Source organism: Stenotrophomonas maltophilia group sp. Smal12 (assembly GCF_037079935.1).
In the GTDB taxonomy this organism is placed as follows: Bacteria; Pseudomonadota; Gammaproteobacteria; order Xanthomonadales; family Xanthomonadaceae; genus Stenotrophomonas; species Stenotrophomonas sepilia.
This window is the reverse complement of sequence record NZ_JBAWUK010000001.1, coordinates 158,023-181,040: the sequence shown is the minus strand read 5'-3', so window position 1 is coordinate 181,040 and position 23,018 is coordinate 158,023. Positions and strand designations below refer to the sequence as shown.

Here is a 23,018-nt window from a genome sequence, read left to right as displayed (position 1 = left end):
TCCTGGAATTACAGCAGCTTGCTGGATGCGATCTGCATCGCCAGCTTCGCGATCGAGGGCTCCATCAGGTCGGTCAGCGGCTTGGGATAGATGCCCAGGGCCAGCACGCCGATGGCGAACACGCCCAGCACCAGCCATTCGCGGCCGTTGATGTCCTTCAGTTCGGCAACATGGCTGTTGGCCACTTCACCGAAGAAGATGCGCTTGTACAGCCACAGGGTGTAGGCGGCGCCGATGATCAGGGTGGTGGCCGCGCCCAGCGCGATCCACGGATTACGCTGGAAGGCCGAGAGGATGACCATGAACTCGCCGACGAAACCGCTGGTACCGGGCAGGCCCGCGTTGGCCATGAAGAACAGCATGGCGAAGGTGGCGAACCACGGCATCACGTTGACCACGCCGCCGTAATCGGCGATGCGGCGGCTGTGCATGCGGTCGTACAGCACGCCGACGCAGGAGAACATCGCGCCGGACACGAAGCCGTGCGAGATCATCTGCACCATGGCGCCCTGCAGGCCCAGGCGGGCGGCATCGGCGTTGCCGGCTTCACGCACCAGCCACAGGGCAATAAAGGTGCCCAGGGTGACGAAGCCCATGTGCGCGATCGACGAATAGGCGATCAGCTTCTTCATGTCGTCCTGCACCAGGGCGACCAGGCCAACGTAGATCACCGCGATCAACGACAGCCCGATCACCAGCCAGGCCCATTCCTGCGAAGCGTCCGGGACGATCGGCAGGTTGAAGCGCAGGAAGCCATAGCCACCGATCTTCAGGGCGATGGCGGCCAGGATCACCGAACCGGCGGTCGGCGCTTCCACGTGGGCGTCCGGCAGCCAGGTATGGACCGGGAACATCGGCACCTTGACCGCGAAGGCGATCAGGAACGCGAAGAAGATCCAGGTCTGTTCCTTGGCCGACAGCGGCAGTGCATACAGGTCGGCCAGCTGGAAGCTGCCGCCCTTCATGTACAGGTAGATCAACGCCACCAGCATCAGCACCGAGCCGAGGAAGGTGTACAGGAAGAACTTCAGCGCAGCGTAGATGCGGCGCGGGCCGCCCCAGACACCGATGATCAGGAACATCGGGATCAGCATCGCCTCGAAGAACACGTAGAACAGCATCGCGTCCGTCGCCGCGAAGATACCGACCGTGACGCCTTCCAGGATCAGGAAGGCCGCCACGTACTGGTTCACGCGCTTGTCGATGGCGCTCCAGGCGCCGATCAGGGCAAGCACGCTGACCAGGGTAGTCAGCAGGATCAGCGCCACGGCAATGCCGTCCACGCCCAGGTTGTAGCCGATCTTGTACGCCGGGATCCACGCATGGGTCTCGACGAACTGCAGACCGTCGATGCCCGCGTTGTAGCCGCTCAGCAGCGAGAGGCTCGCCACGAAAGTCAGCACCGCTACGCCCAGCGACGCCCAGCGGGCGGTCTGCGCATCACGGATCGCGAGGATCAGGGCGCCACCGATGATCGGCAGCCAGATGAGGACACTGAGTAGAGGCCAGTTCGACACGTCTTCTTATTCCGTACAGGTCATCAACGCAGGTAATGCATCAGCACGCCCAGCAGGGCAATCAGGCCGATGATCATCGCGAAGGCGTAGTGATAGAGGAAACCGGATTGGGTACGACGCAGCACGCCGGCTGCGACATCCACAACACGTGCCGAGAGATTGACCACGCCGTCGACGATGTTGCTGTCGATCCAGCGCGAGACCTTGCCCAGCTTGACGCTGCCACCGGCAAAGCCATCGATCCACAGCTTGTCGAAGCCGTACTTGTTTTCCAGCACCGACACCAGCGGAGCGAAGGCCTTGCGCGCCTTGCCCGACAGGTCCGGCTTCCACAGGTAGAACAGTACGGCCAGCAGGAAGCCCGCGACGGTCAGCATGAACGCCGGAGCCATCATGCCGTGCAGCGCGAAGGCGATCGGGCCGTGGAACTCCTCACCCAGGAAGCCGATGGTGTTCTTGGCCGGATCGTAGAAGTCGACGATGCCGGTGAAGAACGTATGCGCCTGGCCCTTGATGGCATCGTGGGCATGGTGGCCGGCCCAGTCGGTGCCGTACAGCATCGGACCGATGCTGAAGAAACCGATGGCGATCGACGGGATGGCCAGCAGGATCAGCGGCAGGGTCACCACCCACGGGGTTTCGTGCGGCTCATGCGGACCACCGTGGCCATGGCCGTGGTCATCGTGATGCGCATCGCCGTGGTGGGCGTCGGCGGCGTGGTGATCGTCATGGCCGTGACCATGATCGTCATGATGCACGTCGCGGAAACGCTCCTTGCCGTGGAAGGTCAGGAACAGCAGGCGGAAGCTGTAGAAGCTGGTGACGATCACGCCACCCAGCACTGCCCAGTAGCCGTAGGTGGCCACCCAGTTGTTGGACAGGTGCGCGTGCAGCTCGGCGGCCTCGATGATGGTGTCCTTCGAGTAGAAGCCGGAGAAGAACGGCGTACCCACCAGTGCCAGCGTACCGATCCACATGGTGATGAAGGTGATCGGCATGTACTTGCGCAGGCCACCCATCTTGCGCATGTCCTGCTCGTGGTGCATGGCAATGATGACCGAGCCGGCACCCAGGAACAGCAGCGCCTTGAAGAAGGCGTGGGTCATCAGGTGGAACACGGCTGCCGAGTAGGCCGACACGCCCAGTGCAACCGTCATGTAGCCCAGCTGCGACAGCGTGGAGTACGCGACGACGCGCTTGATGTCGTTCTGCACGATGCCGATCAGGCCAGTGAAGAAGGCGGTGGTGGCACCGATGAACAGCACGAAATTCAGCGCGGTCTGCGACAGCTCGAACAGCGGCGACATGCGGGTGACCATGAAGATGCCGGCGGTCACCATCGTCGCGGCGTGGATCAGTGCCGAGATCGGGGTCGGGCCTTCCATCGAGTCGGGCAGCCACACGTGCAGCGGGACCTGGGCCGACTTGCCCATGGCACCGATGAACAGGCAGATACAGATGACGGTGGCGATCGACCAGATCACCGGCTCGTTCAGCAGCTGCATGCCCAGGAGGGTGCCGTCCCAGATCTGCAGCTGGGCGCGCGGGTCGGCCAGCATGCCGGCCTGCGAGAACACCTGCGAGTAGTCCAGGGTGCCGAACACCCACAGCACGCCGGCGATGCCGAGCAGGAAGCCGAAGTCACCGACGCGGTTGACCAGGAACGCCTTCATGTTGGCGAAGATCGCGGTCGGGCGCTTGAACCAGAAGCCGATCAGCAGGTACGACACCAGGCCCACCGCTTCCCAGCCAAAGAACAGCTGCAGGAAGTTGTTGCTCATCACCAGGGTGAGCATCGAGAACGTGAACAGCGAGATGTAGCTGAAGAACCGCTGGTAGCCCGGATCGTCCTGCATGTAGCCGATCGTGTAGATGTGGACCAGCAGCGACACGAAGGTCACCACCACCATCATCATCGCGGTCAGCTTGTCGACCATGAAGCCGACGTGGGCCGAGTACTGGCCGACTTCGAAGAACGTGTAGATGTTCTGGTTGAACGGCTGCGCGCCGCCCCACATCAACTGGTAGAACGTGTACATCGACAGGCCGCAGGCCACCGCGACGCCGAGGATGGTGATGGTCTGCGCGCCGAAGCGCTTGACCTGGCGACCGAACAGGCCGGCGATGATGCTGCCGAACAGCGGTGCGAGCACCACTGCGATCAACAGACTCTTGGAGAGAGTGATTTCCATCTGTGGATCAGCCCTTCAACGAATCGACTTCGCCGACATTGATCGTGCGGCGGGTACGGAACAGGGTCACCAGGATCGCCAGGCCGATGGCGGCTTCCGCGGCGGCGACGGTCAGGATGAAGAACACGAACAGCTGGCCGGACGGATCGCCCAGCTGGCGCGAGAAGCCGACGAAGTTGATGTTCACCGACAGCAGCATCAGTTCGATCGACATCAGCAGGACGATGACGTTCTTCCGGTTGAGGAAGATGCCGGCCAGGCTGATGGCGAACAGCACCGCGCCAAGCGCAAGGATGTGGCCAAGGGTAATCACGGCTGGGTCTCCTCGCCGGTGGCCGGCTTGCTGTTGCTGTGCACGACCGGTGCTTCGGCACCCATCTTGACCATGCGCAGGCGCTGGCCGGCCTTGACCATGGTCTGCTCGCCCGGGTTCTGGCTCTTGACGCCGGTACGGCGGCGCAGGGTCAACATCACGGCGGCAACCACGGCCACGGTCAGGATGACGGCGGCGAACTCGAACGGCAGCAGGTACTCGGTGAACAGCGTGCGTGCCAGCCAGGTGATGTTGGAACTGTCGGCGGCGACCGCAGCGGCGTTGTCGGCCGGGAACGGCGTGACCGAGCGTGCCTTGACGCCGATCAGGATCAGCATCTGCGCCAGCATCGCCACCGCCACAATGAGGCCGACCGGCAGGTAGCGCACCCAGCCCTCACGCAGCTTGGTGGGGTCGATGTCCAGCATCATCACCACGAACAGGAACAGCACCATCACCGCGCCAACGTAGACCAGCACCAGCGCCACGCCGAGGAACTCGGCGCCCACCAGCAGCCACACGCAGGCAATGGAGAAGAAGGTCAGCACCAGGCAGAGCACGGCGTGAACCGGGTTGCGCACGCTGATCACCGCACCGGCCGAAACCGTTGCCGCGATGGCGAACACCCAGAAAGCGATATTTACCCAATCCATCTCTCGACCTCAGCGGTAAGCGGCATCGGCGGCACGACGCTCGGCGATCTCGGACTCGAGACGGTCGCCAAGGGCCAGCAGCTGCGGCTTGGTAACGATGTTTTCCCCACGGTTCTCGAAGTGGTACTCGAGGATGTGGGTTTCGACGATCGAGTCCACCGGGCAGCTTTCTTCGCAGAAGCCGCAGAAGATGCACTTGAACAGGTCGATGTCGTAGCGGGTGGTGCGGCGGGTGCCGTCCTCGCGCTTGGCCGAGTCGATGGTGATGGCCAGCGCCGGGCACACCGCTTCACACAGCTTGCAGGCAATGCAGCGCTCTTCGCCGTTGGGATAACGGCGCAGGGCGTGCAGGCCGCGGAAGCGCGGCGACTGCGGGAACTTCTCCATCGGGTACATCATCGTGTACTTCGGCTTGAAGCTGTACTTCAGCGTCAGCCAGAGGCCGGCCAGCAGTTCGAGCAGCAGCAGGCTCTTGAAGTAATGGGTAATCCTGTTCATCACTTAGACGCCCTTTTGAATCACGCCGAAGAACACCATGACGGCGGTAACCGCGATCCACAGAATGGCCAGCGGGATGAAGACCTTCCAGCCCAGGCGCATGATCTGGTCATAGCGGAAGCGCGGGAAGCTGGCACGGAACCAGATGTAGGCACTGGCGAAGAAGAACACCTTGACGAACAACCACGGTGCACCGCCCTTCCAGATCCAGTCGACCAGCGGCGAGACATTGCCGAAATCGACCCAGCCCTGGACCGGGCTCAGCCAGCCGCCGAGGAAGAAGATCGAGATCAGGAAGCTGATCAGGATCATGTTCGCGTATTCGGCCAGGAAGAACAGGGCGAACGCACCGCCGGAGTACTCGACCATGTGGCCGGCAACGATTTCCGATTCGCCTTCCACCACGTCGAACGGCGCGCGGTTGGTTTCAGCCACGCCCGACACCCAGTAGATGACGAACAGCGGGAACAGCGGCAGCAGGAACCAGTCGAAGAAGCCGGAACTGCCAGCCTGCGCAGCGACGATGTTGCTCAGGTTCAGGCTGCCGGCGGCGATCATCACACCGACCAGGGCGAAGCCCATGGCGATTTCGTAGCTGATCATCTGCGCCGAGGCGCGCATGGCACCCAGGAACGCGTACTTCGAGTTCGATGCCCAACCGGCCAGGATGATGCCGTAGATGCCCAGCGAGGTCATCGCCAGCAGGTACAGCAGGCCGGCGTTGGCATTGGACAGCACGATCTGCGAATCGAAGGGCACCACCGACCAGGCCGCGAAGGCCGGGGCCAGGGTGATCAGCGGGGCCAGAAGATAGATCGCCTTGTTGGCGCTGCTCGGCTGGACCACTTCCTTGAACAGCAGCTTGAAGACGTCGGCGAAGGCCTGGAAGATGCCCATGCCCACGTACATCGGGCCGTGGCGGACGTGCATCCAGCCGATCAGCTTGCGTTCCCAGACCACGTAGAAGGCCACCGAGATGATCACCGGCACGGCGATCACCAGGATCTTCAGGATGATCCAGATCAGCGCGCCGATGTCACCGAGGCCCAGCAGCCACTGGTGCAGCGGGTCGACCGCGTTCAACAGCAATTCGTTCATGCAGCCACCACCGATACGCGAGCGGCACCCAGCGGCGCGGTCGCGCCGTGGCCCGATTCAATCCAGACCGAACCCGCAGCGACGCGGGCGTCGACCACCACCGGCAGGGTGGCCTTGCCGGCGTCGGTGCCGACCTTGGCCATCTGCCCTTCCTGCAGCTGCAGGCGAGCGGCATCTTCTGCGTTCAGCACGATGCGCGGGGCGTTGTTGAGCGGATGCGACTGCAGTGCCGGCGCGCGACGGACCACCGCATCGGTGCGGTAGATCGCGGCGGTCGAAGCCACTTCCAGGCCTTCACCGGCAACTGCCGGCTGCGCCGAAGCAGCGACGGTGACCGACACCGGGGCCAGGCTGGCACGCAGGCCGGCCAGGTCGGTGAAGTCGAAACCGGCCAGGGCCATGTCGCCGCCCAGTGCGCGCAGCACGCGCCAGCCTTCGCGGGCCTCGCCCGGCAGCTTGCCGCCGGCACGGGCCGACTGCTCGCGACCATCGAGGTTGGTCAGGGTGGCATCGATTTCCGGCAGCGCACCGATCGGCAGGATCACGTCGGCAACGTCGCGGGTCGAGGCGCAGGCGAACTGGCTGAAGGCCACCACCTGGGCACCGGCCAGCGCCTTGCGGGCGGCCGGGGCGTCGGCGAAGTCCAGGCCCGGCTCAAGGCCGTACACCACGTAGGCCTGGCGCGGCTGCGCCAGCATCGCGGCGACGTCCTTGCCAGCCGGCAGCACGCCGGCGCGGGTCAGGCCAACGGCGTTGGCGCCCTGCGGGATGCGGCACAGCTTGGCACCGGTAGCGGCAGCGAAGTCACGCGCGGCAGCGCGGATCGCGGCAGCCTGCGGGTGGTTCTCGGCGATGCCACCAACGATCAGCACGGTGTTGTTGCCGCCCTGCACTGCCGAACGCAGCTCGGCGTTGGCCAGCGCGTCGACGAACTTCGACGGGGCAACGATCTGCTTGCCGGCGACACTGAAGGCGAAGTCGAAGTCCACCGGATTGACGACGTGGATCTTCGCGCCCTTGATGGTCTGCGCCTTGCGCAGGCGAGCGTGCAGCAGCGGCAGTTCGTGGCGGATGTTGCTGCCCAGGACCACGATGCGGTCGGCGCCCTCGATCTCGGCCAGCGGCAGGCCGAACACTTCGGCGGTTGCGGCGTCGGAGAAATCGCGGTTGTTGATGCGGTGGTCGATGTTGCCCGAGCCCAGGCCCTTTGCCAGGCGGGCCAGCAGTGCGCCTTCCTCGTTCGAGGTCGACGGGTGCACCAGCAAGCCCAGGTTGTCGCCCTGGTTGGCCTTGAGGATTTCGGCGGCCGCGGCCAGGCCTTCGGCCCAGCTCACTTCCTTCCACTCGCCGTTGACCTTGCGCAGCGGCTTGACCGCACGGTCTTCGCTGTACAGGCCCTGGTGCGAGTAGCGGTCACGGTCGGACAGCCAGCACTCGTTCACGGCTTCGTTGTCGCGCGGCACGGTGCGCAGCACTTCGCCGCGACGCACGTGCAGGAACAGGTTCGAACCCATCGCGTCGTGATAGCCCAGCGACTCGCGCGCGGTCAGTTCCCACGGGCGGGCGCGGAACTGGAACACCTTGTTGGTCAGCGCGCCGACCGGGCAGACGTCGACGACGTTGCCGGACAGCTCGGTGGTCAGCGGCTTGCCGTCGAAGGTACCGATCTGCAGGTTCTCACCGCGGTACATGCCACCCAGTTCGTAGGTACCGGCAACGTCGGCGGTGAAGCGGACGCAGCGGGTGCACTGGATGCAGCGGGTCATCTCGGTGGCAACCAGCGGACCCATGTCCTCGTCAGGCACCACGCGCTTGCGCTCGTTGAAGCGGCTGACCGAACGGCCATAGCCCAGCGACACGTCCTGCAGCTCGCACTCGCCGCCCTGATCACAGATCGGGCAGTCCAGCGGGTGGTTGATGAGCAGGAACTCCATCACCGAGCGCTGGAACTTCAGCGCCTTTTCGCTGCGGGTGGCGACCTTCATGCCGTCCATCACCGGGGTGGCACAGGCCGGCGCCGGCTTCGGCGACTTCTCCACGTCCACCAGGCACATGCGGCAGTTGGCGGCGATCGGCAGCTTCTCGTGATAGCAGAAGCGCGGAATCGGAATGCCGGCCTTGTCGGCCGCCTGGATGATCATCGAGCCCTTGGGCACGACCAGCGACTTGCCATCGATCTCGATGGTGACGTGATCGGGTGGGACGCTCGGATTTACGGGTTGCGCGCTCATGCAGCGGCTGCCTCCACCTTCTTGCCGTCAACCATCGAATGACCGTTGACGATGTAGTACTCGAACTCGTCCCAGAACTGGCGCAGGAAGCCCTGGATGGGCCATGCAGCCGCTTCGCCGAACGCACAGATGGTGTGGCCTTCGATCTGCCCGGCCACTGCCTTCAGCTGGTGCAGGTCTTCCATCGTGGCCTTGCCGGCGACGATGCGCTCCAGCACGCGGTGCATCCAGCCGGTGCCTTCACGGCACGGGGTGCACTGGCCGCAGGATTCCTTGTGGAAGAACTGGCTGATGCGGCAGGCGAACTTGACGCAGCAGACGCTGTCGTCGAGCACGACGATCGCACCCGAGCCCAGGCCGGAGCCCAGCGCACGGATGGTGTCGTAGTCCATCGGCAGGCCCTTCAGCTCGGCCGCGGTCAGCACCGGCATCGACACGCCGCCCGGGATCGCGCCCTTGAGCTTGCGGCCCGGACGCAGGCCACCGGCCATTTCCAGCAGGTCGTCGAAGGTGGTGCCCAGCGGCACTTCGAAGTTGCCGCCGTTCTGCACGCAGCCGGACACCGAGAAGCACTTCGGGCCACCGTTGGCGGTCAGGCTCAGGCCCTTGAACCACTCCGGGCCGTTGCGGATGATCGCCGGCACTGAACCGTAGGTTTCGGTGTTGTTGATCGTCGACGGCTTGCCGTACAGGCCGAAGTTGGCCGGGAACGGCGGCTTGTAGCGCGGCTGGCCCTTCTTGCCTTCCAGCGATTCCATCAGCGCGGTTTCTTCGCCGCAGATGTACGCGCCGGCGCCCAGCGCGCCGTAGATGTCGATGTCCACGCCGCTGCCGAGGATGTTCTTGCCCAGCCAGCCGTTCGCATAGGCGTCGGCCAGGGCCTGCTCGAAGTGCTCGAACGGCTCGTGGTGGAATTCACCGCGCAGGTAGTTGTAGCCCACGGTCGAACCGGTGGCGTAGCAGGCGATCGCCATGCCTTCCACGACCGAATGCGGGTTGTAGCGCAGGATGTCGCGATCCTTGCAGGTGCCCGGCTCGGATTCGTCCGAGTTGCAGAGGATGTACTTCTGCATGTTGCCCTTGGGCATGAACGACCACTTCAGGCCGGTCGGGAAGCCGGCGCCACCGCGGCCGCGCAGGCCCGAGGCCTTGACCATCTCGATGACCTGCTCCGGCGTGATCTTCTCTTCGAGGATCTTGCGCAGGGCAGCGTAGCCACCGGTCTTCAGGTAGCTTTCGTACGACCACGGGGTGTCGTAATGCAGGGTGGTATAGACCACCTGGTGCGGCAGCGGCGCGGGGCCGACCGGACCCTTGGATTCGTGGTGATGTGCCATGCCCTTACTCCAGCCCGTCCAGCAGCTCGTCGACCTTTTCCAGGGTCAGACGCTCATGGTAGTGACCGTTGATGACCATCATCGGCGCGCCACCGCAGCCGGCCAGGCACTCTTCCTCGCGCTTGAGGTAGACGCGGCCGTCAGGGGTCGATTCACCGTGCTTGATGCCCAGCTTCTTCTCGCAATGGCGCACGATGTCCTCGGCGCCATTGAGCCAGCAGCTGATGTTGGTGCAGATGGCCACGTTGTTGCGGCCCACCTTCTCGGTCTCGAACATCGAGTAGAAGCTGGCGACCTCGTAGGCCCACACCGGTGGCAGGTCCAGGTACTTGGCCACGCCGGCGATCAGTTCGTCGGTCAGCCAGCCCTGGTTCTGCTCCTGGGCCGCATGCAGGCCCTGCAGCACGGCAGAGCGCTTGCGGTCCGGCGGGAACTTGGACAGCCAGTGATCGATGTGAGCGCGGGTCTTGTCGCTCAGCACCACCATCGGGTCGACGTCGCGCGCCGCCTCGAAATTACCTGTCGCCTTCATCGGCCGACCTCAGCGAAATGCATAACGTGAAATTCCAGAAACTGCGGCGCCGGCTTGCGCCGGCTGCCTGCAGCGGGCGTTGGCGTGGCGGACGGCATTACCGGTCAACCTCGCCGAACACCAGGTCGTAGGTGCCGATCATCGCCACCACGTCAGCCAGCATGTGGCCGCGCACGACCGAATCGATCGAGGACAGGTGGGCGAAGCCCGGCGCACGCAGGTGCACGCGGAACGGCTTGTTGGCGCCATCGGAGACCAGGTAGCAGCCGAATTCGCCCTTCGGGGCTTCCACCGCCGAGTAGGTCTCGCCGGCCGGCACGCAGTAGCCTTCGCTGAACAGCTTGAAGTGGTGGATCAGCGCTTCCATGTCGTCCTTCATGTCCTCGCGCCTGGGCGGAGCGACCTTGAAGTTCTTCACCATCACCGGGCCCGGGTTGGCCTTCAGCCACGCCACGCACTGCTTGATGATGCGGTTGGATTCGCGCATTTCGGCAACGCGGACCAGATAGCGGTCGTAGCAGTCGCCTTCCTTGCCCAGCGGGATGTCGAAATCGACGGCATCGTACTTGGCGTACGGACGCTTCTTGCGCAGGTCCCAGGCAATGCCCGAACCGCGCAGCATCACGCCGGTCATGCCCCACTGGTGGGCCAGTTCGGGAGTGACCACGCCGATGCCGACGGTACGCTGCTTCCAGATGCGGTTGTCGGTCAGCAGGGTTTCGTATTCGTCGATGCGCTTGGGGAACTCGACGGTGAAGTTCTCCAGGAAGTCCAGCAGCGAACCCTCGCGCGAAGCATTGAGCTGCTTCAGCGCCTTGCCCTTGTGCCAGCGCGATTCCTTGTACTTCGGCATGTGGTCCGGCAGGTCGCGGTAGACACCGCCCGGACGGTAGTACGCCGCGTGCATGCGCGCGCCGGAAACCGCTTCGTAGCAGTCCATCAGCTCTTCGCGTTCGCGGAAGGCGTACAGCATCACCGCCATCGCGCCCAGGTCGAGCGCGTTGGAGCCCAGCCACATCAGGTGGTTGAGGATGCGGGTGATTTCATCGTACATGGTGCGGATGTACTGGGCACGCTCCGGCGCCTCGATGCCCATCAGGGTCTCGATCGCGCGTACGTAGGCGTGCTCGTTGCACATCATCGACACGTAGTCCAGTCGATCCATGTAGCCGATCGACTGGTTGAACGGCTTGGACTCGGCCAGCTTTTCGGTACCACGGTGCAGCAGACCCACGTGCGGGTCGGCGCGCATGATGGTTTCACCGTCCATTTCCAGGATCAGGCGCAGCACACCGTGAGCGGCCGGATGCTGCGGGCCGAAGTTCATGGTGTAGTTGCGGATTTCCTGCCGGCTCTCGGCGGCGTTGCTGGCGAATGCTTCGCCGGCCTGGTGTACGTGGCTCACTTCACTGCCTCCTGCGCGCGCTCACCTTCTGCGGTCTGCAGACGGGCGTCGTCGCGGATCACGCGCGGCACGCCGACACGCGGCTCCACCGAGGTGACCGGTTCGTAGATCACGCGCTTCTTCTCTTCGTCGTAGCGGACTTCGACATTGCCGATCAGCGGGAAGTCCTTGCGGAACGGATGGCCGACGAAACCGTAGTCGGTCAGGATCCGGCGCAGGTCCGGGTGGCCTTCGAAGATCACGCCGTACAGGTCGAACGCCTCGCGCTCGAACCAGTTCAGGCCCGGCCAGATACTGGTCAGCGAGGACACCACCGGCAGCGCTTCGTCAGGAGCGAAGCAGCGCAGGTGCATCATCAGGTTGTGCTGGTAGGAACGCAGCTGCGCGACCACGGCGAAGCGCTGGGTCGGCATGTGCTGCGGGCGGGCACCGTCGGCACCGTTTTCCTCGGTGGGGAACTCGCCCCACGCGAAGCGGCCCTGGGCCTTGCCTTCGACGCCTCGGCTGAAGCCCTGCGAGGACACATCGGCGGTGTCCCATTCGTCGGAGCCATAACCGAGGTAGTCGACGCCGCACAGATCCACGGCCTGCTCGAAACCAAACTCGTCACGCAGCGCCAGGGCGGTGGCGTGCCACTCGGCGGCAGGCACTTCCAGCGTCACTTCGCCGCGGGGTTCGACCACGATGACCTTCGCACCAGCGAAACGTGCGGAGAGTCGGTCGATGAAGGATGCTTGCTCTGCCATGGGGGCTTGGCGCGCTCTAGTCAGGTGAAGGGGTCAGCGGGCGATGGTCTGTGTACGCCAGATCTTCTTCTGCAGCTGCAGGATCCCGTACACCAGCGCCTCGGCGGTCGGCGGGCAGCCCGGGACGTAGACGTCCACCGGCACCACGCGATCACAGCCGCGCACCACAGAATAGGAGTAGTGGTAGTAGCCGCCACCGTTGGCGCAGCTACCCATCGAGATGACCCACTTCGGGTCCGGCATCTGGTCGTAGACCTTGCGCAGCGCCGGGGCCATCTTGTTGACCAGGGTACCGGCCACGATCATCACGTCGGACTGACGCGGCGACGGGCGGAACACCACGCCGTAGCGATCCAGGTCCAGGCGCGCGGCGCCGGCGTGCATCATCTCGACGGCGCAGCAGGCCAGGCCGAAGGTCATCGGCCACATCGAGCCGGTGCGCGCCCAGTTCAGCAGTGCGTCGACGCTGGTGGTGACGAAGCCCTTTTCCAGCAGCGGGTTGTCGCCTTCCGGCCGCAGGATGTCATCAACCCGGCCTTCCGGCGACGGATTGTTCATGAGGCCATCGAGAGTCTGAATCACTCCCATTCCAGCGCTCCCTTCTTCCAGACGTAAATGAAACCGAGGAACAGCATGCCGACGAACAGGCCCATGGTGACCAGCGAACGGGCGCCCAGTTCCATGAAGACCTGGGTCCACGGCACGATGAAGATGATTTCCAGGTCGAAGACGATGAACTGGATAGCGATCAGGTAGTAGCGCACGTCGAACTTCATGCGCGCGTCTTCGAAGGCTTCGAAGCCGCACTCATACGGCGACAGCTTTTCCAGATCGGGGCGGCGGGGACCGAGGAATCGACCAACCAGCATCAGCGTAACGCCGATACCGGTGGCAACGATCAGAAACAGCAGAGACGGCAAATATTCGGCCAGCACAGCGATTCTCTCTTGCCTCTGCCGCCGCGCCTGCAGGCGCTTTGGCATGGGGGAGTGGACGGGAACCTGCCTGGCGCCTTGCGCGCCAGACGAACCCGCTTTACTTACAAATGGTGCCCAAGAGGGGACTCGAACCCCTACGACTTGCGTCGCTACCACCTCAAGGTAGTGCGTCTACCAATTCCGCCACCTGGGCAAACGATCACATCAGACTATCTTTCCGATGCGCCGCGTATTGTAACCGGCTTCAGTGTTTCTGGGAGCCTTCTGAAGGCTTTTCTTCACCAGAAACCGAAGATTCCGCCTGAGCCGGCACATTCGCGACCGGGACCGCATCGGCCTTCGGGACGGCCGGCAGCTCGCCCGCCGGAGCCGCCGGAGCAGCCGCTGCCGGGGCGGACATCAGACCCAGATCCTGGTCGGCCGCCGGAAGGGTGCCGTGACCGGCATACCAGGCCATGAAGAGGCTGATGCCAAAGAACACGACAGCCAGCCACTTGGTCGACTTGGACAGGAAGTTCGAGGCGCCGCGCGCACCGAACACCGTGCCCGAGGCACCAGCACCAAAGCCCGAACCTGCCGCCGCACCCGAGCCACGCTGCATCAGGATCAGCGCGATCATGGCCACAGCGACCAGCACGTAGACGACATTGAGGATCAACATCAGCATTGGAAACCGCCCTCGGACAATACTTCTAGGATTAGTTCGCGGCCGCCGCCCGTGCGATGGCCAGGAAGTCCGCGGCCACCAGGGAGGCGCCGCCGACCAGCCCACCATCGACATCCGGCTGCGCGAACAGTTCCCCGGCATTGTCGGGCTTCACGCTACCGCCGTAAACAATGGGCAGTGAATCGGCGATTCTAGCATCGATACGCGCGACTTCGCCACGGATGAACGCGTGCACCTGCTGCGCCTGCTCCTTGCTGGCGGTACGGCCGGTGCCGATGGCCCAGACCGGCTCGTAGGCGACCACGGCGCTGGCGAAACCGGCCGCACCGGCCAGTTCCAGTACCGGCGCCAGCTGGCTGGCGATGACCGTTTCGGTCTGCCCGGCCTCTCGCTGTTCCAGGGTCTCGCCCACGCACAGCACCGGGACCAGGCCAGCATGCTGGGCGGCGGCGAACTTGCGCGCGACCAGCTCGCTGCTTTCATGGTGGTACTGGCGGCGTTCGGAGTGGCCGACCAGGCCATAGCGGGCCCCGACCTCGACCAGCATGGCTGCGCAGACCTCGCCGGTGTAGGCGCCCTTCTCGTTGCTGCTGACGTCCTGTGCACCAAAGGCCAGGCCGGTCGCGCCGAAGTCCTCGACCAGCTCGCCCAGGTACGGCAGCGGCGGCAGGATCACCACGTCCACGCCCTCCAGTGGCAGCCCGGCGGCCACCTGCTCCAGCAGTTCATTGGCGAATTGACGGCTGCCGTGCAGCTTCCAGTTTCCGGCGACGATCTTGCGGCGCATGAGCGGGTGGCTCCTGTGTGAAGTCAGCCGGTCATGATACCCGCTACGGCAAAAATCCGTTTCTGTGTAAGCGGTTACATGGGTTTTCAGCCAACGGCGCAGCCCCTCGTGGCGGGGGTCGGGTTGGTCGCGGAGAGCCCGGCTGGATCTGGGGCTTGGCCGCGGCATGGTTGCCGCGAACACCCCCGTCATCCCCGCCCGCCCGGCCTCTGACACATTCCGACGGTTCCGCCCGCCACGGAAAGAAAAAAGAAGAGCAAGAGCAAAAGCGGCATTCCGGGTGCCCTGCCCCACTTCGATCTGACAGATCTCATCCACGCATGGCGTGGATCTACCGTGTCGACCAAGGTCGACACCTACCGAGAATCGGGATTTACCCACCGTCACCGGGAAACTGTCGGGGGTGGGGCGGTGTGGGTTGGCAGGACCGTTGGCGCCATGGATGGCGCCATCGAGCCCATGGACGGGTTCACGGCGTGTCCTGCCAACCCACGCCGCCCCGCTCAACCGGCACGAATCCAGAGCCGCTTTGGCTTTGGGCTTGCTGGCCAGCGGCCGGCACTACCGCGGGCGCAGGGTGCGACCCTGCAAAAAACAAGGCCGCCTTTCGGCGGCCTCACTTCTCTTTACTTCAGCTTGATCTCGCGCAGGCGCTCCTCGAGGAAGCCGTGGGCGGTGATCGGCTCCGGGTACCGGCTCGGGTTCTCCGGGGTGATGCACGAGGGCAGCACGTCGATCAGGAAGTCCGGGTTCGGGTGCAGGAAGAACGGCACCGAGTAGCGCGGCTGGCGCGCCAGCTCGCCCGGAGGATTGACCACGCGGTGGATGGTCGACGGATACACATGGTTGGTCAGGCGCTGCAGCATGTCGCCGATGTTGACCACGATGGTGTCCGCGTCCGAGGTGAACGGCACCCACTCGCCGTCGTGCGACTGCACTTCCAGGCCCGCGGCACTGGCACCCACCAGCAAGGTGATGAAGTTGATGTCGCCATGAGCACCGGCACGAACGTTCGGGATGTCGTCGGTGGTGATCGGCGGGTAGTGGATCGGGCGCAGGATCGAATTGCCGAAGTTGGTCTTGTCGGCGAAGAAATTCTCCGGCAGGCCGATGTGCAGGGCGAGCGCCGACAGCACGCGCGACCCCAGGTTGTCCAGCGCCTGGTACAGGCCGTACCCCCGCTCGCGGAAGCCCTCTACTTCGGTCGGCCACAGGTTCGGCGCCATCACGTCACGGTACTTGGAGTCGTCGGCGATCTCGCGGCCGATGTGCCAGAACTCCTTCAGGTCGAAGTGCTTGGAGCCCTTGGCGGTCTCCACGCCGAAGGGGGTATAGCCGCGGGCCCCGCCGCTGCCAGGCACGTGGTACTTGCGCTTGACCTCTTCCGGCAGGGCGAAGAAGGCCTTGAAGGCATCGTAGGCCGCGTCGATGTCGGCCTGCGGGATGCCGTGGTTGCGGATGCCCGCGAATCCCCATTGGCGATAGGCCGCGCCCAGCTCGGCCACGAAGGCCTCGCGGTCGCTGTCGAAACGGGTGATGTCGAGGGTGGGGATCTGGCTCACAGCGGTTCCTGGCTTGTCATTGGGTCTGGGGGGCCAGCGCATTCATGGCCCGCCTGAACATTGTGACAGATCGCCCGGGGGACGCCACTCGATACGAAGAAACAAACCGATACAGTGCGCGACCCGCGCGCGGATTAACGCTTCCGTCACGTGGGGCCCGACCTTTTCCCCGCTCCCTGAATCCGCTTCGCCATGTCTGCAGCCGCCCCTGCCGCACTCGCCCTTGAAGGCTTCACCCGGCGTTGGCGCCGGCTGGCCTGGTGGTCGCTGTTCGTCGCCGGCAATGCGGTCCTGGCTGCGGCGATCGCAGTGGGCAACGTGCCGCTGCGGGACAATCCAGGCGGCAGCGCGGGCCTGGCCTACCTCGCGATCGCCCTGCCCGGCCACCTGCTCGCGTTCGGCGCGCTGGCCGGCCTGCTGCCGTTGCTGCTGGGGCTGTGGCCACGCACTGCCCGTACGCTGAGCATCAGCGCCGTTCTCCTGCAGGGCCTGTGGCTGTGCCTGCTGCTGGTCGACGCCAAGGTGTTCACCCTGTACCGCTTCCACCTCAACGCCATGGTCGTGAACATGGTGTTCGGCGGCGCCCTGCAGGACCAGGTCGCCCTGTCCTGGAAGACCTGGCTGCAGGTCGCGCTGCTGGTCGCCGCGGTCTTCGCCGCCGAAGGCCTGCTGGCCTGGGCGTGCTGGAAGCTGCTGCCGGCAGTGCCGCGCCGGCGACGGGTGCTGCAGGCGTGGGCAGCGGTCGCGCTTCTGATGGCCGGCGGCCAGGTGGCCACCGCCTACTACGACGCCCGCGGCGACCGCGATGTGATCGCGCAGTGGAACTACCTGCCGTGGGCGCAACCGATCACCGCCAAGAGCTTCATGCGGCGCCTGGGCGTGGTCAGCCAGCAGCAGGCCGGCCTGCCCGACCCGCGCCATGCGCAGCTGCAGTACCCACTGCACCCGCTGCGGTGCCAGAACCCGCATCGTCCCAATGTGCTGATGGTGGTGCTGGAATCGCTGCGCCAGGACGTGCTGACACCGCAGCTGATGCCCAACACGTCGGCGCTGGCGCAGGACGCGCGCGTGTTCGACCAGCACTTCAGCACCGGCAATGCCACCCGCTACGGCCTGTTCGGGCTGCTGTACGGCCTACCCGGTGGTTACTGGCCAAGCATGCTCGACGAGCAGCGCGGCTCGCAGCTGTTCCAGGTGCTGGGCCAGCAGGGCTACGACCTGCACCTGTACGGCAGTGCGCCGTTGTACAGCCCGGAATTCGATCGCACGGCATTCGCCGATGTGCGCGACCAGCTGCACCAGGGGCCATCGGCACTGAAGTCCGACGGCCGCGACCGCGCGATCATCAGTGCACTGCAGCAGGACATCCGCGCCAGCCAGGCGGCGCAGCGCCCGTGGTTTGGCTTCGTGTTCCTCGACTCCACCCACGCGCCGTACCACATGCCCGATGGTTACCCGCCCGTGGCGACGCCGATGGCTGCGGACATCGACTTCCTCAAATTCGGCCCGGAGCATGACCCGACGCCGGAACTCAACCGCTACCGCACCGCCGTGCACTACGCAGACAGCCTGATCGGCTCGCTGCTGGACGACCTGCGCGCACAGGGCCTGGCCGAGGACACCATCGTGCTGGTCACCGGCGACCATGCCGAAGAGTTCAACGACCTCAAGCTGAACTATTGGGGCCACAACGGCAACTTCTCCGACTACCAGCTGCAGGTCCCGTTCGTGCTGCATTGGCCAGGCAGGGCCGCTGGCCGCGACGCCCGCACCAGCTCGCACGAAGACTGGGTACCGACACTGATGCGCCATGCGCTGGGCTGCGAGAACGCGCTGAGCGATTACAGCACCGGCCAGGACCTGCTGGCCGAACCGCAGGGCCCGCGTGCCCTGGTGGTCGAAAGCTGGTCGCAGCGCGCGATACGCCATGGCGACGCGATCTACGTGTTCGACAAGTTCGGCAACGCCACAGCGCTGGACCGGCACTACCTCCCGCTGCCCCAGCAGGCCCCTGATGCGGCTGCCGTACGCACTGCATGGGAAGCGTTGACCCGCTTCCGCAATCGTTGACCTTCAAGGATCGATCCCGCATGAACCGTCCGCTGCGCATCCTGCACACCGAAGCCGCCAAGGGAATGGGCGGACAGGAGATCTACATCTTCCGCCACATGCAGGTGATGCGCGCGCGTGGCCATGAGGTGGCGCTGCTGTGCCAGCCCGAAGCGCGACTGGCCAAGCTGGCACGCGACGACGGTTTCACCGTGCACACCCTGCGCATGGGGGGCCTGCTGCGCCTGCTGCGCGGCATCTGGTCGGTCTCGCGCCTGGTGCGTCGCGAGCGCTACGACGTGGTCAACACCACCAGCCGCCGTGACGCGCTGATCGCCGCCGCCGGTGCACGCCTGGGCGGCACACCGCTGGTAATACGCTCGCGCCACCTGATGAGCCCGGTCAACTCGCTGCTGACCTATACCGGCCTGCCGCACCGGGTGATGACCGTCAGCAGCTTCGTCAAGCAGCTGCTGACGGAGCGCGGCATTCCGGCCGAGCACATCGGTATCGTGCCGCCAATTGCAGTCCCGCCGCGCTGGAGCGAGATCCGCAAGGCCGATCCCTGGCAATGCCTGCAGGAGGTGCGCGCGGAGGTGCGCGCCGAGCTCGGTTTCGGCGAGCAGGACATCGTGGTCGGTTGCGTGGCGGTGCTGCGCGGACCCAAGGGCCATGCCGACCTCCTGCAGGCGATGGTGCCGCTGTGCAGGACGCATCCGAACCTGCACCTGGTGGTGATCGGCGATGGCCAGCCGGTCATGGATCGGCTGCAGGCGCTGCGCGACGAGCATGGGCTGCAGCAACAGGTCCACCTGCTCGGCTATCGTGACGGCGCGTGCCGGCTGATGGCCGGCTTCGACATCTTCGCGCTGGCTTCGCACAAGGAAGCGGCCGGTACCGTGTTGCTGGAGGCTGCCTATGTCGGGGTACCGATCGTGGCCACGCGCGTAGGTGGCGTGCCGGAGATGGTGGTCGAGGGCAGCAATGCGATCCTCACCCGATTGGGCGACAATGCAGCCCTGACAGGCGCACTGCGCCTGCTGGTGGAAGATCCGGAACGGCGGCGGCAGATGGGCCGCGCCGGGTGGGACTGGATGCACAGCGCGCACCGGTTCACCCCCGATGGCCACGGTGAGACCACCGAACACTACTACCGCCAGTGGCTGAAGGAGCTGGGACATGGCTGATGCCCGAACCGTACCGGTGCTCATGCACCACCACGTCAGTCCGTCGCCGGGCATGATCACCGTGTCACCGGAAAATTTCGAAAGCCAGATCGCCTGGTTGGCCGGCAACGGCTGGACTTCGCTGACACTGGACCAGTACGCCGGCTTCCTGGCCGGCAAGCCGGTGCCGCGCAAGTCGATCGTGATCACCTTCGACGATGGCTACCTGGACAACTGGGTGTATGCGCACCCGATCCTGCAGAAGTACGGCATGCACGCAGTGGTGTTCGTGGTCACCGGCTGGATGGGTGAAGGCCCGGAGCGGCCCCACGCGGGGCTTGCCGGGGCAGTGCTGCCTGCCACGCCGGACCACCGCGGTTGCGAAGCGGCGATCTACGAGCAGAACCGCAGCGACGACGTGATGATGCGCTGGAGCGAAGCGCGCGCGGCCATCGCCGCCGGCACCTTCGAAGTGCATTGCCACACCCATACCCACACCCGCTGGCTGCGCCGCGACGACCTGGACCGCGCACAGCGCCGTGCGGGCCTGAGCCACGACCTGGCAGTCTCGCGCGAAGTCCTGCGGGACAAGCTCGGCGAGGTGTCCGATACGCTGTGCTGGCCTTACGGCGATTTCGACCAGGACCACATCGAGGTGGCACGCGAGCACGGCTTTCGCTACCTGCACACCACCCACCCGTTCGGCCGTAACGTGGTCGGCGGCGATCCGGAACGCATCTACCGCTTCGCGATCCGCAACCGCCCGGCGAGCTGGTTGCGCAAGCGCATCGCCCAGAGCTACACCCCCCTGATCGCGCCGCTGTTCAATGGCTTCAAGGCGCGGCAGAAGAAGATGGTGCCGGGGCCGTGAGCCTCGCGCAGCCTTGCCGCCTGAACGAAAAAACGCCCCGGCATTGCGGGGCGTTTCTGTTTGGGCAAATGCACAGCTGCCTCAGGCGGCGGCTTCACGGACCGCTGCAGACAGGCGGTCCAGCGTGTCCTGCATCAGCGTTGCATCATCGGCCTCGACCGTGACACGCACCACCGGCTCGGTACCGGACGGGCGCAGGAACGCACGGCCACGGCCGGCCACTGACTGCTGCGCGACGGCCAGCGCGGCCTGCACGCTGTCGGCCTGCACGGTGGCCTTGGCCGAGACATTGCCCAGCCGCACGTTGACCGTCTTCTGCGGCACCCGCACCAGCCCCTTCAATGCCTGGCGCAGGGTCTGCCCGCTGTTGCGCAACGCCACCAGCACCTGCAGCGCATTGACGATGCCGTCACCGGTGGTGGCCCGATCCAGGCACAGCAGGTGGCCGGAGGCTTCGCCGCCGAGCACCCCACCGCCTTCGATCAGCGCCTGGTGCACATAGCGATCACCGACATTGCTGCGCACGAACGGAATCTGCAGATCGGCGAAGGCCTTCTCCACGCCGTAGTTGCTCATCAGCGTGCCGACCACCGGGCCGCGCAGGCGGCCTTCGGCTTTCCATGCCCGGGCCAGGATGTAAAGCAGGTCGTCGCCGTCGACCGGGTTGCCCTGGTCGTCGGCCATCAGCACGCGGTCGCCGTCGCCGTCGAAGGCAATGCCGAGATCGGCGCGGGTTTCGCGGACCTTGGCCGCGAGATTGTCGATATGGGTGGAGCCCACGCCGGCGTTGATGTTGACGCCGTTTGGCTCGGCGCCAATGCCGATCACCTCGGCACCCAGCTCGCGGAACAGCAGCGGTGCGATCTGGTAGGTGGCGCCGTGCGCGCAGTCCAGCACCAGGCGTACGCCACGCAGGTCGAACGCGCGCGGCACGCTGGCCTTGCAGAACTCGATGTAGCGGCCGACCGCCTCGCGGCCACGCGACGCCTTGCCCAGCTTCTCTGATTCGACGGTGGTGAACGGAACGTCCAGCGCCGCTTCGAGGGCAAGCTCGGTGGCATCGTCGAGCTTCTCGCCCTGGGCGGAGAAGAACTTGATGCCGTTGTCGTAGTGCGGGTTGTGCGAGGCACTGATGACGATGCCGGCATCCACGCCCAGCGTACGGGTCAGGAACGCCACCGCCGGCGTCGGCATCGGCCCCAGCAGCTGCACGTCGGCACCGGCGGCCACCAGGCCGGCTTCCAGCGCCGCCTCGAACATGTAGCCGGAAATGCGGGTGTCCTTGCCGATCACAACGATCGGCCGGCGCCCGTCCTGGCCGCGCTGGGCGACCAGGACACGGCCCAGGGCGTTGCCCAGGCGCAGCACGAAGTCGGCCGAGATCACGCCCTGGCCGACCCGGCCACGGATGCCATCAGTACCAAAGTACTTGCGGCCTCCCATCAAGCCACCTCCGGCGCCGGCTGACGGCCCAGCATCGCCAGCAGGTCGGACAGGCGGTCGCGCAGCTCGCGGCGATCGCAGATCTGGTCGATGGCACCATGTTCGAGCAGGAACTCCGAGCGCTGGAAGCCTTCCGGCAGTTTCTCGCGCACGGTCTGCTCGATCACGCGCGGGCCGGCGAAGCCGATCAGCGCCTGCGGTTCGGCGATGTTGATGTCGCCCAGCATCGCAAAGGAGGCCGAGACACCCCCGGTGGTCGGATGGGTCAGCACCGAGATGTACGGCAGCCCGGCTTCACGCAGCTTGCCCAGCGCGGCCGAGGTCTTGGCCATCTGCATCAGCGAGAACAGGCCTTCCTGCATGCGGGCGCCACCGCTCTGCGAGAAGCACACGTAGGGCGCCCCGATCTCGACTGCGGTTTCTGCGGCCAGTGCGAAACGCTCGCCGACCACCGAGCCCATCGAGCCGCCCATGAAGGCGAAGTCGAAAGACGATGCCACCAGCGCACGGCCCTTGAGCAGGCCGCGCATGGCGATCAGCGCGTCGTACTCGCCGGTATTCTTCTGCGCGATCTTGATGCGCTCGCTGTACTTCTTCTGGTCCTTGAACTTGAGCAGGTCGGTCGGCCCCAGGCGCGCACCGATCTCGGTGGTGCTGTCGGCGTCGAACAGGGCGGCCAGGCGCGCGCGCGCGCGGATCGCCATGTGATGGCCGCACTTCGGGCAGACTTCCAGGTTCTCTTCCAGTTCCGGACGGTACAACGCGCTGCCGCAGTTGCTGCACTTTTCCCACAGGCCCTCGGGGACACTGCGCTTCTTGCTGGGGGTGTTGTCGGTGCGGATGCCGGACGGCATCAACTTGCTGAGCCAACTCATGCGGGAGGACACTTCCGTTCAGGGCGGCCCTGGGGCCGCAAAGGCGGACAGTCTAGCTCCGCTTTCCCCGCCCGTGCACCCCCTTGCCAGCCGCGGGGCAGCGGGAAAAAACCATGCTGGGACGTACGTTTAGGTGCT

The 23,018-nt window shown here is 65.4% G+C and carries 21 protein-coding genes and 1 tRNA gene; 3 read left to right on the top strand and 19 right to left on the bottom strand.

What is annotated here, in order from left to right:
• Positions 1-8 precede the first annotated feature (8 nt).
• The 17 genes from WDC87_RS00810 to WDC87_RS00730 all read right to left on the bottom strand — a co-directional run bounded on the left by WDC87_RS00810 (position 9) and on the right by WDC87_RS00730 (position 16,518).
• The gene (locus WDC87_RS00810) at positions 9-1,517 is read right to left on the bottom strand and encodes an NADH-quinone oxidoreductase subunit M (protein ID WP_072168485.1); all 1,509 of its coding nucleotides are present in this window, start codon (positions 1,515-1,517) and stop codon (positions 9-11) included.
• A 23-nt stretch (positions 1,518-1,540) separates the two neighbouring features.
• Complete coding sequence (gene nuoL, locus WDC87_RS00805; protein WP_072168486.1) at positions 1,541-3,709, bottom strand: NADH-quinone oxidoreductase subunit L; 2,169 nt, start codon at positions 3,707-3,709, stop codon at positions 1,541-1,543.
• A 7-nt stretch (positions 3,710-3,716) separates the two neighbouring features.
• Entirely contained in the window at positions 3,717-4,022 is a 306-nt protein-coding gene (gene nuoK / locus WDC87_RS00800; RefSeq protein ID WP_005417921.1) for an NADH-quinone oxidoreductase subunit NuoK, read from the bottom strand.
• Positions 4,019-4,675: an NADH-quinone oxidoreductase subunit J gene (locus WDC87_RS00795; RefSeq protein WP_005417923.1), complete on the bottom strand. Its 657-nt coding sequence runs from the start codon at positions 4,673-4,675 to the stop codon at positions 4,019-4,021. Before WDC87_RS00795 ends, nuoK begins: the two co-directional genes overlap by 4 nt.
• Positions 4,676-4,684: 9 nt before the next feature.
• Positions 4,685-5,173, bottom strand: a complete 489-nt coding sequence (gene nuoI, locus WDC87_RS00790) for an NADH-quinone oxidoreductase subunit NuoI (protein WP_005417924.1) — start codon at positions 5,171-5,173, stop codon at positions 4,685-4,687.
• Positions 5,174-5,176: 3 nt separating this feature from the next.
• The gene (gene nuoH / locus WDC87_RS00785; protein WP_072168488.1) at positions 5,177-6,271 is read right to left on the bottom strand and encodes an NADH-quinone oxidoreductase subunit NuoH; all 1,095 of its coding nucleotides are present in this window, start codon (positions 6,269-6,271) and stop codon (positions 5,177-5,179) included.
• Positions 6,268-8,502, bottom strand: a complete 2,235-nt coding sequence (gene nuoG / locus WDC87_RS00780) for an NADH-quinone oxidoreductase subunit NuoG (RefSeq protein WP_252744358.1) — start codon at positions 8,500-8,502, stop codon at positions 6,268-6,270. The genes nuoH and nuoG overlap by 4 nt, the downstream gene beginning before the upstream one ends.
• Entirely contained in the window at positions 8,499-9,839 is a 1,341-nt protein-coding gene (gene nuoF, locus WDC87_RS00775; RefSeq protein WP_072168489.1) for an NADH-quinone oxidoreductase subunit NuoF, read from the bottom strand. Before nuoF ends, nuoG begins: the two co-directional genes overlap by 4 nt.
• Positions 9,840-9,843: 4 nt before the next feature.
• Positions 9,844-10,371, bottom strand: a complete 528-nt coding sequence (gene nuoE, locus WDC87_RS00770; RefSeq protein WP_005410460.1) for an NADH-quinone oxidoreductase subunit NuoE — start codon at positions 10,369-10,371, stop codon at positions 9,844-9,846.
• A gap of 97 nt (positions 10,372-10,468) precedes the next feature.
• Positions 10,469-11,776: an NADH-quinone oxidoreductase subunit D gene (locus WDC87_RS00765; RefSeq protein WP_005417935.1), complete on the bottom strand. Its 1,308-nt coding sequence runs from the start codon at positions 11,774-11,776 to the stop codon at positions 10,469-10,471.
• Positions 11,773-12,522, bottom strand: a complete 750-nt coding sequence (locus WDC87_RS00760; RefSeq protein ID WP_010486428.1) for an NADH-quinone oxidoreductase subunit C — start codon at positions 12,520-12,522, stop codon at positions 11,773-11,775. Before WDC87_RS00760 ends, WDC87_RS00765 begins: the two co-directional genes overlap by 4 nt.
• A 33-nt stretch (positions 12,523-12,555) precedes the next feature.
• Positions 12,556-13,110 carry an NADH-quinone oxidoreductase subunit B gene (locus WDC87_RS00755; RefSeq protein ID WP_005417936.1) on the bottom strand — a complete coding sequence of 185 codons (555 nt, stop codon included), beginning with the start codon at positions 13,108-13,110 and terminating at the stop codon, positions 12,556-12,558.
• Entirely contained in the window at positions 13,101-13,457 is a 357-nt protein-coding gene (locus WDC87_RS00750; protein ID WP_005417937.1) for an NADH-quinone oxidoreductase subunit A, read from the bottom strand. The genes WDC87_RS00755 and WDC87_RS00750 overlap by 10 nt, the downstream gene beginning before the upstream one ends.
• Before the next feature lie 111 nt (positions 13,458-13,568).
• Positions 13,569-13,653, bottom strand: a tRNA-Leu gene (locus tag WDC87_RS00745).
• A gap of 51 nt (positions 13,654-13,704) precedes the next feature.
• Positions 13,705-14,127: a preprotein translocase subunit SecG gene (secG, locus tag WDC87_RS00740; RefSeq protein WP_301655258.1), complete on the bottom strand. Its 423-nt coding sequence runs from the start codon at positions 14,125-14,127 to the stop codon at positions 13,705-13,707.
• A gap of 31 nt (positions 14,128-14,158) precedes the next feature.
• Positions 14,159-14,914 (bottom strand): triose-phosphate isomerase, encoded by a 756-nt coding sequence (tpiA, locus tag WDC87_RS00735; RefSeq protein WP_072168490.1) that lies wholly within the window; start codon positions 14,912-14,914, stop codon positions 14,159-14,161.
• Between the two features lie 626 nt (positions 14,915-15,540).
• Positions 15,541-16,518 (bottom strand): 2-oxoglutarate and iron-dependent oxygenase domain-containing protein, encoded by a 978-nt coding sequence (locus WDC87_RS00730; RefSeq protein ID WP_049414703.1) that lies wholly within the window; start codon positions 16,516-16,518, stop codon positions 15,541-15,543.
• Positions 16,519-16,668: 150 nt separating this feature from the next.
• Between WDC87_RS00730 and WDC87_RS00725 the strand changes: the two genes are divergently transcribed.
• Genes WDC87_RS00725 through WDC87_RS00715 form a run of 3 tightly spaced genes read left to right on the top strand, consistent with a single transcriptional unit; the run spans position 16,669 to position 20,562 of the window.
• Positions 16,669-18,546: a sulfatase-like hydrolase/transferase gene (locus WDC87_RS00725; RefSeq protein WP_301655185.1), complete on the top strand. Its 1,878-nt coding sequence runs from the start codon at positions 16,669-16,671 to the stop codon at positions 18,544-18,546.
• Between the two features lie 20 nt (positions 18,547-18,566).
• Complete coding sequence (locus WDC87_RS00720; RefSeq protein ID WP_088497825.1) at positions 18,567-19,712, top strand: glycosyltransferase family 4 protein; 1,146 nt, start codon at positions 18,567-18,569, stop codon at positions 19,710-19,712.
• Positions 19,705-20,562 carry a polysaccharide deacetylase family protein gene (locus WDC87_RS00715; protein WP_061480014.1) on the top strand — a complete coding sequence of 286 codons (858 nt, stop codon included), beginning with the start codon at positions 19,705-19,707 and terminating at the stop codon, positions 20,560-20,562. The genes WDC87_RS00720 and WDC87_RS00715 overlap by 8 nt, the downstream gene beginning before the upstream one ends.
• 81 nt (positions 20,563-20,643) lie before the next feature.
• Here WDC87_RS00715 and glmM read toward each other — a convergent pair whose 3' ends face one another.
• Complete coding sequence (glmM, locus tag WDC87_RS00710) at positions 20,644-22,005, bottom strand: phosphoglucosamine mutase (protein ID WP_252745400.1); 1,362 nt, start codon at positions 22,003-22,005, stop codon at positions 20,644-20,646.
• Positions 22,005-22,880, bottom strand: coding sequence for an acetyl-CoA carboxylase, carboxyltransferase subunit beta (accD, locus tag WDC87_RS00705; RefSeq protein WP_005417947.1), 876 nt, complete (start codon positions 22,878-22,880; stop codon positions 22,005-22,007). The genes glmM and accD overlap by 1 nt, the downstream gene beginning before the upstream one ends.
• Positions 22,881-23,018: the final 138 nt, after the last annotated feature.

What these genes read in the sequence shown, in the direction of transcription:
- nuoL (WP_072168486.1), bottom strand. Translation starts at nt 3,709, where the DNA reads ATGGAAATCACTCTCTCCAAGAGTCTGTTGATCGCAGTGGTGCTCGCA.
- WDC87_RS00795 (WP_005417923.1), bottom strand. Translation starts at nt 4,675, where the DNA reads ATGGATTGGGTAAATATCGCTTTCTGGGTGTTCGCCATCGCGGCAACG.
- nuoI (WP_005417924.1), bottom strand. Translation starts at nt 5,173, where the DNA reads ATGAACAGGATTACCCATTACTTCAAGAGCCTGCTGCTGCTCGAACTG.
- nuoH (WP_072168488.1), bottom strand. Translation starts at nt 6,271, where the DNA reads ATGAACGAATTGCTGTTGAACGCGGTCGACCCGCTGCACCAGTGGCTG.
- nuoG (WP_252744358.1), bottom strand. Translation starts at nt 8,502, where the DNA reads ATGAGCGCGCAACCCGTAAATCCGAGCGTCCCACCCGATCACGTCACC.
- nuoF (WP_072168489.1), bottom strand. Translation starts at nt 9,839, where the DNA reads ATGGCACATCACCACGAATCCAAGGGTCCGGTCGGCCCCGCGCCGCTG.
- nuoE (WP_005410460.1), bottom strand. Translation starts at nt 10,371, where the DNA reads ATGAAGGCGACAGGTAATTTCGAGGCGGCGCGCGACGTCGACCCGATG.
- WDC87_RS00760 (WP_010486428.1), bottom strand. Translation starts at nt 12,522, where the DNA reads ATGGCAGAGCAAGCATCCTTCATCGACCGACTCTCCGCACGTTTCGCT.
- WDC87_RS00755 (WP_005417936.1), bottom strand. Translation starts at nt 13,110, where the DNA reads ATGGGAGTGATTCAGACTCTCGATGGCCTCATGAACAATCCGTCGCCG.
- secG (WP_301655258.1), bottom strand. Translation starts at nt 14,127, where the DNA reads ATGCTGATGTTGATCCTCAATGTCGTCTACGTGCTGGTCGCTGTGGCC.
- tpiA (WP_072168490.1), bottom strand. Translation starts at nt 14,914, where the DNA reads ATGCGCCGCAAGATCGTCGCCGGAAACTGGAAGCTGCACGGCAGCCGT.
- WDC87_RS00730 (WP_049414703.1), bottom strand. Translation starts at nt 16,518, where the DNA reads ATGCGCTGGCCCCCCAGACCCAATGACAAGCCAGGAACCGCTGTGAGC.
- WDC87_RS00725 (WP_301655185.1), top strand. Translation starts at nt 16,669, where the DNA reads ATGTCTGCAGCCGCCCCTGCCGCACTCGCCCTTGAAGGCTTCACCCGG.
- WDC87_RS00720 (WP_088497825.1), top strand. Translation starts at nt 18,567, where the DNA reads ATGAACCGTCCGCTGCGCATCCTGCACACCGAAGCCGCCAAGGGAATG.
- WDC87_RS00715 (WP_061480014.1), top strand. Translation starts at nt 19,705, where the DNA reads ATGGCTGATGCCCGAACCGTACCGGTGCTCATGCACCACCACGTCAGT.
- glmM (WP_252745400.1), bottom strand. Translation starts at nt 22,005, where the DNA reads ATGGGAGGCCGCAAGTACTTTGGTACTGATGGCATCCGTGGCCGGGTC.
- accD (WP_005417947.1), bottom strand. Translation starts at nt 22,880, where the DNA reads ATGAGTTGGCTCAGCAAGTTGATGCCGTCCGGCATCCGCACCGACAAC.